Source organism: Rahnella sp. JUb53 (assembly GCF_004346065.1).
Taxonomy (GTDB): Bacteria; Pseudomonadota; Gammaproteobacteria; order Enterobacterales; family Enterobacteriaceae; genus Rahnella; species Rahnella variigena.
In genome coordinates, this window is the sequence record NZ_SLYT01000005.1 from 253,025 (window position 1) to 266,037 (window position 13,013).

The following is a 13,013-nucleotide window of genomic DNA, read 5'->3' on the forward strand; positions in this document are numbered from 1 at the left end:
CAGTCAATGTTAACGACCGTCAGGGGACAGTTGATCGTGTCCTGTCAGGCGCTGGATGACGAACCGCTGCACAGCGATTTTATTATGAGCCGCATGGCGCTTGCTGCTTTGCAGGGCGGCGCAGCGGGGATCCGCGCGAACAGTGTTGCTGATGTGAAAGCCATTCGCGCTACCATTCCGCTGCCGGTTATCGGCATCATCAAGCGGGATTATCCGGCAAGCGATGTTTATATCACCGCGACCCTGAAGGAAGTGCGCGAGCTGATGGCCGTCGCGCCAGAGATGATCGCGATGGATGCCACGTTCCATCAGCGTCCGGGGGAATTGCAACTTGCGGCGCTGGTGCAACACATTCGTAAAGAGTTTCCGTCCCTGTTGCTGATGGCGGATATCGCGACCTTAGAAGAAGCACAAAACGCACAGGCTTTAGGCTTTGATTGTATCGGTACAACATTGCACGGCTATACTCAGGAAACGCAGGGCAGCAAACTCTGGCATGACGATTTCGCCTTCCTGCGACAGGTGCTGGCGCAGTGCACGACGCCTGTCATTGCCGAGGGAAACGTGGATACACCAGAAATGGCGGCGCGATGTTTAGCGCTCGGGGCGCATGCTGTTGTGGTCGGCGGGGCAATTACCCGCCCGCAGCAGATCACGCAACGCTTTACTGACGCCATCCGCTCTTTGCGCTCATAAACATTTTTGCACACACTCCCGTTGCGGCCTGTATTTGGCGCAGCGGCTGTTGTCTGCGATAATGCGCGCTGATTTTTTTAGAGATGACTGAGAAACTGATGCAGTACCCGATTAATGAGATGTTCGAAACCCTGCAAGGGGAAGGCTATTTTACCGGCGTGCCGGCGATTTTCGTTCGCCTGCAAGGCTGTCCTGTGGGTTGCAGCTGGTGCGATACCAAACACACCTGGGATAAAATTGCCGATCGGGAAGTCGATATGCAGCGCATTCTGGTCAAAACCGAAGAGAGTGATGCCTGGGGCAATGCCACGTCCGAACAACTGCTCGAGGTGATTGCGCAGCAAGGCTACACCGCGCGTCACGTGGTGATCACCGGCGGCGAGCCGTGCATTTACGACCTGACAGAACTGACGTCATTGCTGGAAAAGAACGGATTCAGCTGCCAGATTGAAACCAGCGGCACGCATGAAGTCCGTTGCTCGGTGAATACCTGGGTGACCGTTTCCCCGAAAGTGAATATGCGTGGCGGGTACGACATTCTGCCGCAGGCATTGAAACGTGCTGATGAAGTGAAACATCCGGTGGCGCGTCAGCGTGATATCGACGCTCTGGATGCCCTGCTGGAAACGCTGACTGACAGCAAAGCGCGGATTATTGCCCTGCAGCCAATCAGTCAAAAAGAAGAAGCCACCAGACTGTGCATTGCGACCTGCATTGCAAGGAACTGGCGGCTTTCAATGCAGACACATAAGTATCTGAACATCGCATAAGAGATATGCTGAGTTAGCCTTTATATACGCAACCTGCTGTGCAGGTTTCTTTGACGCGCACGGCGCTGAGCAGTGGCAGCTTAGGTTTCATCTCGTTCCAGATCCACGCGGCCAGCACTTCGCTGGTCGGGTTTTCTAAGCCCGGAATGTCGTTCAGATTATAGTGATCGAGACGATCCAGAGTCGGATTAAACGCGGCTTTCAGATCGGCGAAATCCATCACCCAGCCGGTATGCGGATCCACTTCACCGGTGATTTCTAAACGAACGGTGAAAGAGTGGCCATGCAACCGTCCGCATTTATGCCCGGCAGGCACATGCGGTAAATGGTGGGCGGCTTCGAACTGAAAATCTTTAAATAATGTGGTGGTCATGAGGCAGTCTCGTTGCTCGAAAAAACGCGGCATAGTACCGGAATACCGGCTTACGTGCCATGACTTAACTGCGCTTTTCTTCACCAAATCCTGACTTTTACTCTCTTTACTCCGCCCGCATTGCTGGCATACAGTGAGCCGGTAGAAACTAACCTGTTGAGATAGTGAATGATTACTGTGCTTCGTTGCGCTGTTCTGGCGCTGTTGTTCTCTGCCAGCGTGCAGGCTGAAACTACGGCACCCGCTCAGGATGCTGCGCCGGCTGCGGCGAAAGCCCCGGTCGCCAAAGCGCCGGCAGGCAAAACCCCTCTGGTTTTCCCGCAGGGGTCGGGCGTGATGCATATTCCTCTGGCGGGGGGTAAAAAGCCGCTGGAAGTTTTCACCTATCAGCCGGTCGGTGCCGATGAAACCACGCCGGTGGTGATGGTGATGACGGGTGTGGATCGTAACGCTGCCACCTACCGGAATGACTGGATGACCGTTGCCGATCAGTATCATTTACGCGTGGTCGTGCCGCATTTCAGCGAGCAGGATTTCCCCGGCGCTGCGGGCTATAACCTGGGTAATCTGACCGACAGCAAAACCCATCATCGTTTGCCGAAATCTCAGTGGGCGTTCAGCATTGTCGATAACGTGTTTACCTCGCTGCAAAAGCAGGGCATCACTCAGCAGAAGCAATATTATCTGTTTGGCAACAGCGCGGGCTGCCAGTTTGTCCATCGTATGCTGACGTTGTTGCCGGAGCCGAATGTCAAAGCGGCGGTCTGTGCGGCGGCAGGCTGGTGGACATTGCCGGATACCGATCAGCGCTGGCCTTACGGTCTGCGTGAAGCGCCGGTCGCGGTCAGTCAGCAGCAACTGAATGATTACTTCGCCAAACCGGTGCTGATTGCCGTGGGTGCAGAAGATGATGATCCGGAAAACCGCCTGCTGCGTAAATCCAAACAGGCGATGGCGCAGGGCACCAACCGTCTGGAGCGCGCCGAAAGCTATTTCACCACGTCGCAGCAACGCGCCGAACAGAACAACACGCCGTTTAACTGGCACTTTATGGACTTGTCAGATGTCGGCCACAGCGGCAGTAAAATGTCGGTGTTTGCCGCAGGGCAGTTTGCCTGGTTTGAGCAGCACAACGCTTTCCATCTCTGAAAACGTCTGTGCGAACGCCTGCCTGAAAAAAAATCATCACCCCGCTCCGGCGGGGTTTTTCTTTATGCGCCCGCGACTTGGCGATGAACAAACAAACTGATGATATTTTTTTTAGCGATTTCAGTACGATAAAAATCTTCGCTTACCACTTTTTCAGATAGAACTTACCTCTAAATCCTCTTAGTCATTTTGGTTATTTATTATTTCCATCACTTCTTTAATTGTTATTATCCGGCTCGTTAACCTACATCTTCTAAAAGGTCTTTCCCGCGCGAACTCACACAGAATAAGCCGCCGGAGGCCGGATTGATGACTTGCTTCTGCATAAGGGAATTCGTACCGCGATGACGACTCAGGCACCTCCAATTTCACTGCTCCCGCTGACCCCCGAGCAAATGGCTCGCCTTCAATCGGCGATAGGTGATTATTCGCCGACTCAGATGGCCTGGTTGTCCGGCTATTTCTGGGGAATGGTCAATCAGCAACCGGGCGCAGTGGCCGCTCCGGCACCGGTGCAGGTTTCTGCGTCGGTCACCCTGATTTCTGCTTCACAAACCGGTAACGCCCGTCGTGTCGCGGAACAGTTACGCGATGATCTGACGGCTGCGAAAATTAACGTCAACCTGGTGAATGCCGGTGACTATAAATTCAAACAAATTGGTCAGGAAAAGCTGTTGCTGATCGTGGCCTCCACGCAGGGCGAAGGCGAACAGGCTGAAGAAGCGGTCGCGTTGCATAAATTCCTGCAATCCAAAAAAGCCCCGCAAATGAAAGACACCGCTTTTGCGGTGTTTGCACTGGGCGACACGTCCTACGAATTCTTCTGTCAGGCGGGTAAAGACTTTGATACCCGTCTGGGTGAGCTCGGCGCAGAACGTCTGTTAGATCGCGTTGATGCCGATGTGGAATATAAAGAAGCCGCTGAAAACTGGCGTAAGCGCATTGTCGATGTACTGAAACAGCGCGTTCCGGCTGATTCTGGCGCACAACCCGCGCCGACGCTGGCGGGCAGTGTTAATCAGGTCGACAGCAGCCCTTACACCAAAGAAGCGCCGCTGACGGCGACGCTGTCTGTTAATCAGAAAATTACCGGCCGTGATTCTGACAAAGATGTGCGTCATCTGGAAATCGAACTCGGTGATTCCGGCCTGCGTTACCAGCCGGGCGATGCACTGGGGATCTGGTTTGAAAACGATCCGCAACTGGTGCAGGAAATCGTCGAGTTGCTGTGGCTGAAAGGTGATGAAATCGTTGAAGTGAACGATAAAAAACTGCCACTTTCAGAGGCGCTGCAACATCACATCGAGCTGACTCAGAACACCACGCCGATTATCGAGAAATACGCCGCGCTTTGCCGCGACGAACATCTGACCGGTCTGCTGGCAGATAAAACTGCGTTGCAGCAATACGCGCAGACCGTGCCGTTCGCCGACATGGTACGCCGTGCGCCGACTGAGCTGGATGCCCAGCAACTGGTGGATTTACTGCGTCCGCTGACGCCGCGTCTGTATTCGATTGCCTCTTCGCAGGCGGAAACTGAATCTGAAGTACACATTACGGTGGGCGTGGTGCGTTACGACATCGACGGGCGTGCACGCACCGGCGGTGCTTCCGGCTATCTAGCCGACCGTCTGGAAGAAGACGGCGAAGTGAAAGTCTTTATTGAACATAACGACAACTTCCGCCTGCCGGCCAGTCCGGAAACACCGGTCATTATGATAGGACCCGGCACCGGCATTGCGCCATTCCGCGCCTTTATTCAGCAGCGTGATAACGACGGCGCCACCGGCAAAAACTGGCTGTTCTTCGGCAACCCGCACTTTACCGATGATTTCCTGTATCAGGTCGAGTGGCAGCGTTACGTGAAAGACGGCCTGCTGACACATATCTCTCTGGCATGGTCACGCGATCAGGCAGAAAAAGTGTACGTACAGGACAAACTGCGTGAGCAGGGTGCGGAAGTCTGGCAGTGGTTGCAGGAAGGCGCGCACGTGTATGTCTGCGGCGATGCCAACCGTATGGCGAAAGACGTAGAGCAGGCGTTACTGGAAATCATCGCCGAATACGGTGCGATGGATCTGGAAACTGCTGACGAATATCTCAGTGAATTGCGCCTTGATCGCCGTTACCAGCGCGACGTCTACTAATGCCCTGCATCCTTCTAATTGCAGGGGCGTTGGCTTCCTTCAGTCACCCGAATCACTGACTTGAGTCAGCTCATCGGGATTCCTTCAGTTGCCGCCTGCCTGCAACTCGAATGATTTTGGGCATAAAGTTATGAGTGAAAAAATTATGAGCAACAAGTTGTGGAGTGAACTCAATCCCGGTCCGGGCCCGTTGATCGTCGATGCCCCGCTGGCTGACGCCGAACGCCTGAAGAAGGAAAGTAATTTCCTGCGCGGCACCATCACTGAGGATTTAAAAGACGGTCTGACCGGTGGTTTCAACGGAGACAACTTCCTGTTGATCCGCTTCCACGGCATGTATCAGCAGGATGACCGTGATATCCGTGCGGAACGCGCTGAGCAGAAGCTGGAACCGCGTCATGCCATGATGTTGCGTTGCCGTTTGCCGGGCGGCGTGATGACGCCAGCGCAGTGGCTGGGCATCGATAAATTTGCTGAAGACAGCACGCTGTACGGCAGCATCCGTATTACTAACCGTCAGACTTTCCAGTTCCACGGCATTCTGAAACCGAACGTAAAACCGGTGCATCAGTTGCTGAATAAACTCGGTCTGGATGCACTGGCGACCGCCAACGACGTTAACCGTAACGTGTTGTGTACCTCGAATCCGGTGGAGTCTGAACTGCATCAGGAAGCGTATCAGTGGGCGAAGAAAATCTCCGAACACTTGCTGCCGCGCACCCGCGCTTACGCCGAAGTCTGGCTGGATCAGGAAAAAGTCGAAACCACCGACGAAGAGCCGATCCTGGGCGCGACCTATCTGCCACGTAAATTCAAAACGACGGTGGTTATTCCTCCGCAGAATGATGTGGACCTGCACGCCAACGACCTGAACTTCGTGGCGATTGCCGATAACGGCAAACTGGTCGGCTTCAACGTGCTGGTCGGCGGCGGGCTTTCTATCGCACACGGTGATAAAGCTACGTATGCGCGTACTGCCAGCGAACTGGGCTTTATTCCGCTGGAGAACACGCTGGCTGTTGCCGAAGCGGTGGTGACCACGCAGCGTGACTGGGGTAACCGCACCAACCGTAAAAACGCCAAAACTAAATACACGCTGGAACGCGTCGGTGTGCCGGTATTCAAAGCCGAAGTTGAAAAACGCGCAGGCATTCAGTTTGGCGATGTTCGTCCTTACGAATTCACCGGTCGCGGCGATCGCATCGGCTGGGTAAAGGGCATCGACAAACAATGGCACCTGACGCTGTTTATCGAAAATGGCCGTATTCTCGATTATCCGGGTAAACCGCTGAAAACCGGACTGGCAGAAATTGCTAAGATCCATAAAGGCGACTTCAGGCTTACTGCTAACCAGAACCTGATCGTGGCCGGTGTCGCTGAAAAAGACAAAGACGCGATCGAAACCCTGGCGCGTAATCACGGCCTGATTGACGACGGCGTCACTGAGCAGCGTAAAAATTCGATGGCCTGCGTGTCGTATCCGACCTGCCCGCTGGCGATGGCGGAAGCGGAACGTTTCCTGCCTGAGTTTGTGACCAAAGTAGAAGGCATCATGCACGGTCACGGCGTGGGCGATGAACACATTGTTCTGCGTGTCACAGGCTGCCCGAACGGCTGTGGACGCGCGCTGCTGGCTGAAATTGGCCTGGTGGGTAAAGCGATGAACCGCTACAACCTGCACCTCGGCGGTAACCGCGCCGGAACACGTATTCCGCGCATGTACCGTGAAAACATTTCTGATGCTGAGATCCTGAGCATCATTGACGAACTGGTCGGACGCTGGTCGAAAGAGCGCGAAACCGGTGAAGGCTTTGGTGACTTCGTGATCCGCGCCGGGATCATTAAGCCGGTGCTGGATCCAGCACGCGACTTTTATGACTAAGCGCGATAACCGCCTGGAGGCAATATGAGTTTGCTGAATCTTACTCTGGCTGAACTGAACGAACTGCCGAAGTCCGGACAATCTATGGCGCTGGCGGAAATTAACGTCAGCCTGGAAAAACTGTCCGCGCAGGAGCGTGTGCAATGGGCGCTGGAAAATATGCCCGGCGAATTCGCGCTGTCTTCCAGCTTCGGCATCCAGGCGGCGGTCTGTCTGCACTTAGTCACTCAGCAGAAACCGGACATTCCGGTGATCCTGACCGATACCGGCTATCTGTTCCCGGAAACCTATCAGTTCATCGATACGTTAACCGAACAGCTGAACCTGAATTTACAGGTATTCCGCGCGGAACATTCTGCGGCGTGGCAGGAAGCGCGCTACGGCAAACTGTGGGAGCAGGGCGTCGAGGGTATCGAGAAGTACAATCACATCAACAAAGTCGAGCCGATGAATCGTGCGATTCAGACGCTCGGCGTGCAGACCTGGTTCGCCGGTCTGCGGCGCGAGCAATCCGGCAGCCGTGCGCATCTGCCGGTGCTGGCGGTGCAACGCGGTGTGTTTAAAATCCTGCCGATCATCGACTGGGATAACCGTCAGATCTTCCAGTATCTGAAAGAACACGGCCTGAGCTATCACCCGTTATGGGATCAGGGCTACCTTTCCGTTGGTGACACGCACACCACGAAGAAGTGGGAAGAAGGGATGAAAGAAGAAGACACGCGCTTCTTTGGGCTTAAACGCGAGTGCGGCCTGCACGAATAAATCCCCGTCATACTTCGGGTTGCAGATGCGTTGGCTGCGCGCTCTTACCCCGGTCACATAGTAATCTATGCTCCCGGGGATACCTTCACTTGCCGCCTTCCTGCAACCCGAATTATTTAGGGGATTCCTGTAATTAACGTCTCAACTCCCCATATTTAATCAGGCGTGTTTCGCCGGTTTCGCCAGATCCTTCAGCAGCGGGAATAACACTTTCACCGTATCCCGTGAGCGTTTTTCAATGCGTCCCGGCAGCGCTTTATCCAGATATTGCAGATTGTCGAACTGGCTCTGATAACGCGTGGTGCCCAGCGGGAAGTGGCTGGTGATCGCACGTTGTTGCACGCCGTCTTTCTTACCGAGCGCAAAGTTGGTCGCGGTGACATTCAGCAGCGGCAGACGCGCGTCATCCAGCGCCTTGATGCCATCGCAGCAATGTGCGCCTTCATGACTTTCTGCCGGAATGCCCAGACTGCGCGCAATATTCAGCGCCCGCACGCGGGTGAGTTTCGCCACCGCCACCGACGTGTTAGTGCCGCTGTTGAAATACAACCGGTCGCCGGTGATAAGTGAACTCAGGTTAATCACCAGCAGGGTATTTTTCTTCTCTTCAGCACTCATCCGGTTCACGAAATCTTCCGCGCCTTTTGTGCCGGTTTCTTCCGCGCTGAGCGCCACGAAACGCAGGCTGTAATGCGTCGGGATGGCCTGCATGCGTTCGGCCAGCTCAAGCATCACACCGACGCCTGAGGCGTTGTCATCGACACCCTGCAAGGTCAAACCGCCGAGATTGTGATTGGTATCGCTGTCGCTTTGCGGCACATAAGTATCGAAATGCGCCATCACGATGATTTGCTGCGGGACTTCACCAGCACGTGCGGCAATCACTGACGTGGCGTGAATGTTCCGCCAGTCCTTTTTGCCCGCGCTACTGGTGTAAAGATAACGGGTATCGAATCCGCGTAAATCGCTCTTATACCCTAATTTGGTGAACTGCTGATTCAGATATTCCGCGGCGATAAGTTCTGCCGGGCTGCCGGCCATGCGCCCCGGGAAATAGGTCGCGATATGGCGGATTTGCTGACTGGCGATGAAGCCCATTGCCGGAAGCGGGGCGGAAGCCGCCAGCGCATGACCCAAACCGGCACAGCTCAGGCTCAGCGCCAGCAGTGTCCGCGTCATGCGTGAAAAAGAAAACATAGCCAAAAATCCTTATTTACTGGTCAAGACGACCGGAAGGCAATCAAACAACAGGCCGCGTATGGCGGTCTTTCTGGGGCATACAGTATGCGATTCTCTGGGCGATTAGACAATTTCCCGTTATCCCAAACCGCTCTTTTTGTCGGGCTATATTCCATTTAGTAACTAATCATTCCTTTTCGTCATTTCAGATCAATTATTCCCTGCACGTATAGTTTGTTTATTAATTCTGATAATCATTTAAGGCTTTTGTGGACTATCTACCAATATTTGCCGACCTCAAACAACGCCCTGTGCTGGTTGTGGGTGGTGGCGAAGTCGCTGCTCGCAAAATCGATCTTCTCCTGCGGGCGGGTGCGCAAGTACGGATAGTCGCACAGGCACTTTCTCCCGAGCTGGAACAACGCAGACAGGCCGCTGAAGTCAGCTGGTCAGCACAGGCGTTTTTGCCGGAACAACTCGACGACGTGTTTCTGGTGATTGCCGCCACTGATGACGCTGCGCTGAATGCTGAAGTGTTTGAGCAGGCGAACCAGCGCCATGTGCTGGCTAACGTGGTTGACGACCAGCCGAAGTGCTCTTTCATTTTTCCTTCGATTGTCGACCGTTCGCCGATTGTCGTGGCGATTTCTTCAAGCGGTAAAGCGCCGGTGCTCGCCAGAATGCTGCGTGAAAAGCTGGAAACGTTGCTGCCGAACAGCCTCGGGCAAATGGCCGATATCGCCGGACGCTGGCGTGAAAACGTGAAAGCGCAGTTCAGTTCGATGCGCGCGCGTCGCCGTTTCTGGGAACATGCGTTCGCCGGACGTTTCGCCAGCCTCGCGTCTGCGGGAAAGCTCGCAGAAGCTGAACAGGCGCTGCAACAACAGTTAGAAAACGCGGAAGACATCTCGCATAACGGCAATGTCACGCTGGTCGGTGCCGGGCCGGGTGATGCAGGATTGCTCACCTTACGCGGGTTGCAGGTGATGCAGCAGGCCGATGTGGTGCTTTACGACTATCTGGTCAGCGAAGAAGTGCTGGATCTGGTGCGTCGTGATGCGGACAAGATTTGTGTCGGTAAACGTGCGGGCAGCCATTCTGTCGCGCAGGAAGAAACTAACCGTCTGCTGGTCGAACTGGCGCTGCAGGGTAAAAAAGTCGTGCGCCTTAAAGGCGGTGACCCGTTTATTTTCGGTCGCGGCGGCGAAGAATTACAGGCGGTGCAGGCCGCTGGCATTCCTTTCCAGGTGGTGCCGGGCGTGACCGCAGCGGCGGGTGCAACGGCTTACGCCGGGATCCCGCTGACGCACCGCGACCACGCGCAGAGCGTCATATTTGTCACAGGACATTGCCGCCCGGAAAACAACGGCGTGCAGTGGGAGACTCTGGCGAAAGGCCAGCAAACATTGGCGATTTACATGGGTACGCTCAAAGCGGCTGAAATCAGCCAGCAACTGATCGCTCATGGTCGCGCAGCGAATACGCCCGTTGCCGTTATCGGACGGGGAACGCGTTCTGACCAGCAGGTGCTGACCGGAACACTCGATAATCTTGAACATCTGGCTCAACAGGCGCCGGCACCGGCGTTACTGGTGATTGGTGAAGTGGTTTCGCTTCATCAGCAACTGGCCTGGTTTGGGCATCATCCTGAGACTGACGGCACCCAACGCCCGTCGGTTGTGAATTTGGCTTAAAGGATCTGTTATGGACGAAAAACGACTGACTCATTTGCGGCAACTGGAGGCGGAGAGTATCCATATCATCCGTGAAGTGGCTGCTGAATTCGCCAACCCGGTGATGATGTATTCCATCGGGAAAGACTCCTCGGTGATGCTGCATCTGGCACGCAAAGCCTTCTTCCCGGGCACCTTGCCGTTCCCGCTGCTGCACGTGGATACCGGCTGGAAATTCCGTGAAATGTACGAATTCCGTGACCGCACGGCGAAGAACTACGGTTTCGAGCTGATTGTGCATAAGAACCCGGAAGGCGTGGCGATGGGCATTAACCCGTTCGTTCACGGCAGCGCCAAACACACCGATATCATGAAAACCGAAGGGCTGAAGCAGGCGCTGAGCAAACACGGTTTTGATGCGGCTTTCGGCGGTGCTCGTCGTGACGAAGAAAAATCCCGCGCCAAAGAGCGTATTTATTCCTTCCGCGACCGCTTCCACCGCTGGGATCCAAAAAACCAGCGCCCTGAGCTGTGGCACAACTACAACGGCCAGATCAACAAAGGCGAAAGCATCCGCGTGTTCCCGCTCTCCAACTGGACTGAGCTGGATATCTGGCAGTACATCTATCTGGAAAACATCGAGATCGTTCCGCTGTATCTGGCCGCGCCGCGTCCGGTGCTGGAGCGCGACGGTATGCTGCTGATGGTGGATGACGATCGTATTGATCTGCAACCGGGCGAAGTGATCGAGAAGAAAATGGTGCGTTTCCGCACATTAGGTTGCTGGCCGCTGACCGGTGCCGTTGAATCCGAAGCGCAATCGCTGCCGGAGATCATCGAAGAAATGCTGGTGTCGACCACCAGTGAACGTCAGGGACGCGCGATCGACCGTGATCAGGCCGGTTCGATGGAACTGAAAAAGCGTCAAGGGTACTTCTGAGGAGCCGCAGCTAATGAATAACGCAATTGCACAACAAATCGCGGAGCAGGGCGGCGTCGAAGCTTACCTGCACGCTCAGCAACACAAAAGCCTGCTGCGCTTTCTGACTTGTGGCAGCGTCGATGACGGTAAAAGTACCTTGATCGGACGTCTGCTGCATGACACCCGTCAGATCTACGAAGATCAGCTGTCTTCTTTGCACAACGACAGCAAGCGCCACGGTACGCAGGGCGAGAAACTGGATCTGGCTTTGCTGGTGGACGGCCTGCAGGCTGAACGCGAGCAGGGCATTACCATCGACGTGGCTTACCGTTATTTCTCCACCGAGAAACGTAAGTTTATTATCGCCGACACGCCGGGGCATGAACAGTACACCCGTAATATGGCGACCGGTGCATCGACCTGTGATCTGGCGATCTTACTGATCGACGCCCGTAAAGGCGTGCTGGATCAAACCCGCCGCCACAGCTTCATTGCGACATTGCTCGGGATCCGCCATCTGGTAGTGGCCGTCAACAAAATGGATCTGGTGGATTACAGCGAAACAGTTTACGAGCAGTTTAAACAGGATTATCTGGATTTCGCTCAGCAACTGCCGACCGATCTGGACATCAAATTTGTGCCGCTTTCTGCGCTGGAAGGCGATAACGTCGCCACGCCAGGCGAGAACATGAGCTGGTACACCGGCCCGACGCTGCTCGACGTGCTGGAAACGGTCAATATCATCAACATCCGTGAACAGCAGCCGATGCGTTTCCCGGTGCAGTATGTGAACCGTCCAAACCTCGATTTTCGCGGTTATGCCGGTACGCTGGCATCCGGCTCCGTGCGTGTCGGTCAGAAAATTAAAGTGCTGCCTTCAGGTGTGGAATCCACCGTGGCGCGCATTGTGACGTTCGATGGCGATTTGCAGGAAGCCTGGGCTGGCGAGGCGATTACGCTGGTGCTGGCCGATGAACGCGATATCAGCCGTGGCGACACGCTGGTGGATGCACAAGAAACCGTTAAGCCGGTGCAGAACGCCAAAGTTGACGTGGTGTGGATGGCGGAGCAGCCACTGAGCGTCGGCCAGAGTTACGACATCAAAGTCGGCGGCAAGAAAGCCCGTGCGCGGGTGGAAAACATCGAATATCAGGTGGAAATCAACTCGCTGACGCAGCGTGTGGTGGAAAACCTGCCGCTCAACGGCATCGGCCTGGTCGAACTGGCCTTTGACGAGCCGCTGGTGCTGGATAACTACCAGAGTAATGCGGTCACCGGTGGCATGATCTTTATTGATCGCCTGACTAACGTCACCGTCGGTGCCGGTCTGGTGCGCGAAGCGGTTGAACAGGTTTATCAGGAATCGGATAAATACAGCGCGTTTGAGCTGGAACTGAACAGTCTGGTGCGTCGTCACTTCCCGCACTGGGGCGCGCGCGACCTGCTGGGTGGCAAATAAG

Annotated in this window: 11 protein-coding genes; 9 read left to right on the forward strand and 2 right to left on the reverse strand. The window is 55.0% G+C overall.

Translation table 11 applies throughout. The annotated features are described in order from the left end of the window. Nucleotides 1-6 precede the first annotated feature (6 nt). Nucleotides 7-696 carry an N-acetylmannosamine-6-phosphate 2-epimerase gene (locus EC840_RS14240; protein ID WP_207914762.1) on the forward strand — a complete coding sequence of 230 codons (690 nt, stop codon included), beginning with the start codon at nt 7-9 and terminating at the stop codon, nt 694-696. 98 nt (nt 697-794) lie between these two features. Continuing rightward, nucleotides 795-1,466 (forward strand): 7-carboxy-7-deazaguanine synthase QueE, encoded by a 672-nt coding sequence (gene queE, locus EC840_RS14245; RefSeq protein WP_112287755.1) that lies wholly within the window; start codon nt 795-797, stop codon nt 1,464-1,466. A 13-nt stretch (nt 1,467-1,479) separates the two neighbouring features. Here the strand turns inward: queE and queD are convergent, their stop codons facing one another. Next, nucleotides 1,480-1,839 (reverse strand): 6-carboxytetrahydropterin synthase QueD, encoded by a 360-nt coding sequence (gene queD / locus EC840_RS14250; RefSeq protein ID WP_113877448.1) that lies wholly within the window; start codon nt 1,837-1,839, stop codon nt 1,480-1,482. 168 nt (nt 1,840-2,007) lie between these two features. Here queD and EC840_RS14255 point away from each other — a divergent pair, with 168 nt between their 5' ends. The 4 genes from EC840_RS14255 (at nt 2,008) to EC840_RS14270 (ending at nt 7,779) form a co-directional block, all read left to right on the forward strand. Further along, a complete protein-coding gene (locus EC840_RS14255; RefSeq protein ID WP_132965807.1) occupies nt 2,008-2,988 on the forward strand; it encodes a hypothetical protein in 981 nt (326 codons plus the stop codon). Between the two features lie 344 nt (nt 2,989-3,332). Then, nucleotides 3,333-5,135 (forward strand): NADPH-dependent assimilatory sulfite reductase flavoprotein subunit, encoded by a 1,803-nt coding sequence (cysJ, locus tag EC840_RS14260; protein WP_132965913.1) that lies wholly within the window; start codon nt 3,333-3,335, stop codon nt 5,133-5,135. 130 nt (nt 5,136-5,265) lie between these two features. Further along, nucleotides 5,266-7,017 (forward strand): assimilatory sulfite reductase (NADPH) hemoprotein subunit, encoded by a 1,752-nt coding sequence (cysI, locus tag EC840_RS14265; protein WP_205951115.1) that lies wholly within the window; start codon nt 5,266-5,268, stop codon nt 7,015-7,017. 24 nt (nt 7,018-7,041) lie between these two features. Continuing rightward, nucleotides 7,042-7,779, forward strand: a complete 738-nt coding sequence (locus EC840_RS14270) for a phosphoadenylyl-sulfate reductase (RefSeq protein WP_132965809.1) — start codon at nt 7,042-7,044, stop codon at nt 7,777-7,779. A gap of 159 nt (nt 7,780-7,938) precedes the next feature. Here the strand turns inward: EC840_RS14270 and EC840_RS14275 are convergent, their stop codons facing one another. Next, entirely contained in the window at nt 7,939-8,976 is a 1,038-nt protein-coding gene (locus EC840_RS14275) for an aminopeptidase (protein ID WP_129639255.1), read from the reverse strand. A 251-nt stretch (nt 8,977-9,227) separates the two neighbouring features. On the opposite strand from EC840_RS14275, the gene cysG reads away from it, so the two are divergent. From cysG to cysN, 3 genes are read left to right on the forward strand one after another with little or no spacing between them, the layout of a single operon-like run. Continuing rightward, nucleotides 9,228-10,652 carry a siroheme synthase CysG gene (gene cysG, locus EC840_RS14280; RefSeq protein ID WP_132965811.1) on the forward strand — a complete coding sequence of 475 codons (1,425 nt, stop codon included), beginning with the start codon at nt 9,228-9,230 and terminating at the stop codon, nt 10,650-10,652. 10 nt (nt 10,653-10,662) lie between these two features. Further along, on the forward strand, nt 10,663-11,571 hold the full coding sequence (gene cysD, locus EC840_RS14285) for a sulfate adenylyltransferase subunit CysD (protein ID WP_112287719.1): 909 nt from the start codon (nt 10,663-10,665) through the stop codon (nt 11,569-11,571). A 13-nt stretch (nt 11,572-11,584) separates the two neighbouring features. After that, nucleotides 11,585-13,012: a sulfate adenylyltransferase subunit CysN gene (gene cysN / locus EC840_RS14290; protein WP_129639253.1), complete on the forward strand. Its 1,428-nt coding sequence runs from the start codon at nt 11,585-11,587 to the stop codon at nt 13,010-13,012. The last annotated feature ends 1 nt before the right edge of the window (nt 13,013 follow it).

Bases quoted from the DNA above. Each gene is read 5' to 3' on its own strand.
- EC840_RS14240 (WP_207914762.1), top strand. From the start codon at position 7: ATGTTAACGACCGTCAGGGGACAGTTGATCGTGTCCTGTCAGGCGCTG.
- cysN (WP_129639253.1), top strand. From the start codon at position 11,585: ATGAATAACGCAATTGCACAACAAATCGCGGAGCAGGGCGGCGTCGAA.
- EC840_RS14270 (WP_132965809.1), top strand. From the start codon at position 7,042: ATGAGTTTGCTGAATCTTACTCTGGCTGAACTGAACGAACTGCCGAAG.
- cysI (WP_205951115.1), top strand. From the start codon at position 5,266: ATGAGTGAAAAAATTATGAGCAACAAGTTGTGGAGTGAACTCAATCCC.
- EC840_RS14255 (WP_132965807.1), top strand. From the start codon at position 2,008: ATGATTACTGTGCTTCGTTGCGCTGTTCTGGCGCTGTTGTTCTCTGCC.
- EC840_RS14275 (WP_129639255.1), bottom strand. From the start codon at position 8,976: ATGTTTTCTTTTTCACGCATGACGCGGACACTGCTGGCGCTGAGCCTG.
- cysD (WP_112287719.1), top strand. From the start codon at position 10,663: ATGGACGAAAAACGACTGACTCATTTGCGGCAACTGGAGGCGGAGAGT.
- queE (WP_112287755.1), top strand. From the start codon at position 795: ATGCAGTACCCGATTAATGAGATGTTCGAAACCCTGCAAGGGGAAGGC.
- cysJ (WP_132965913.1), top strand. From the start codon at position 3,333: ATGACGACTCAGGCACCTCCAATTTCACTGCTCCCGCTGACCCCCGAG.
- queD (WP_113877448.1), bottom strand. From the start codon at position 1,839: ATGACCACCACATTATTTAAAGATTTTCAGTTCGAAGCCGCCCACCAT.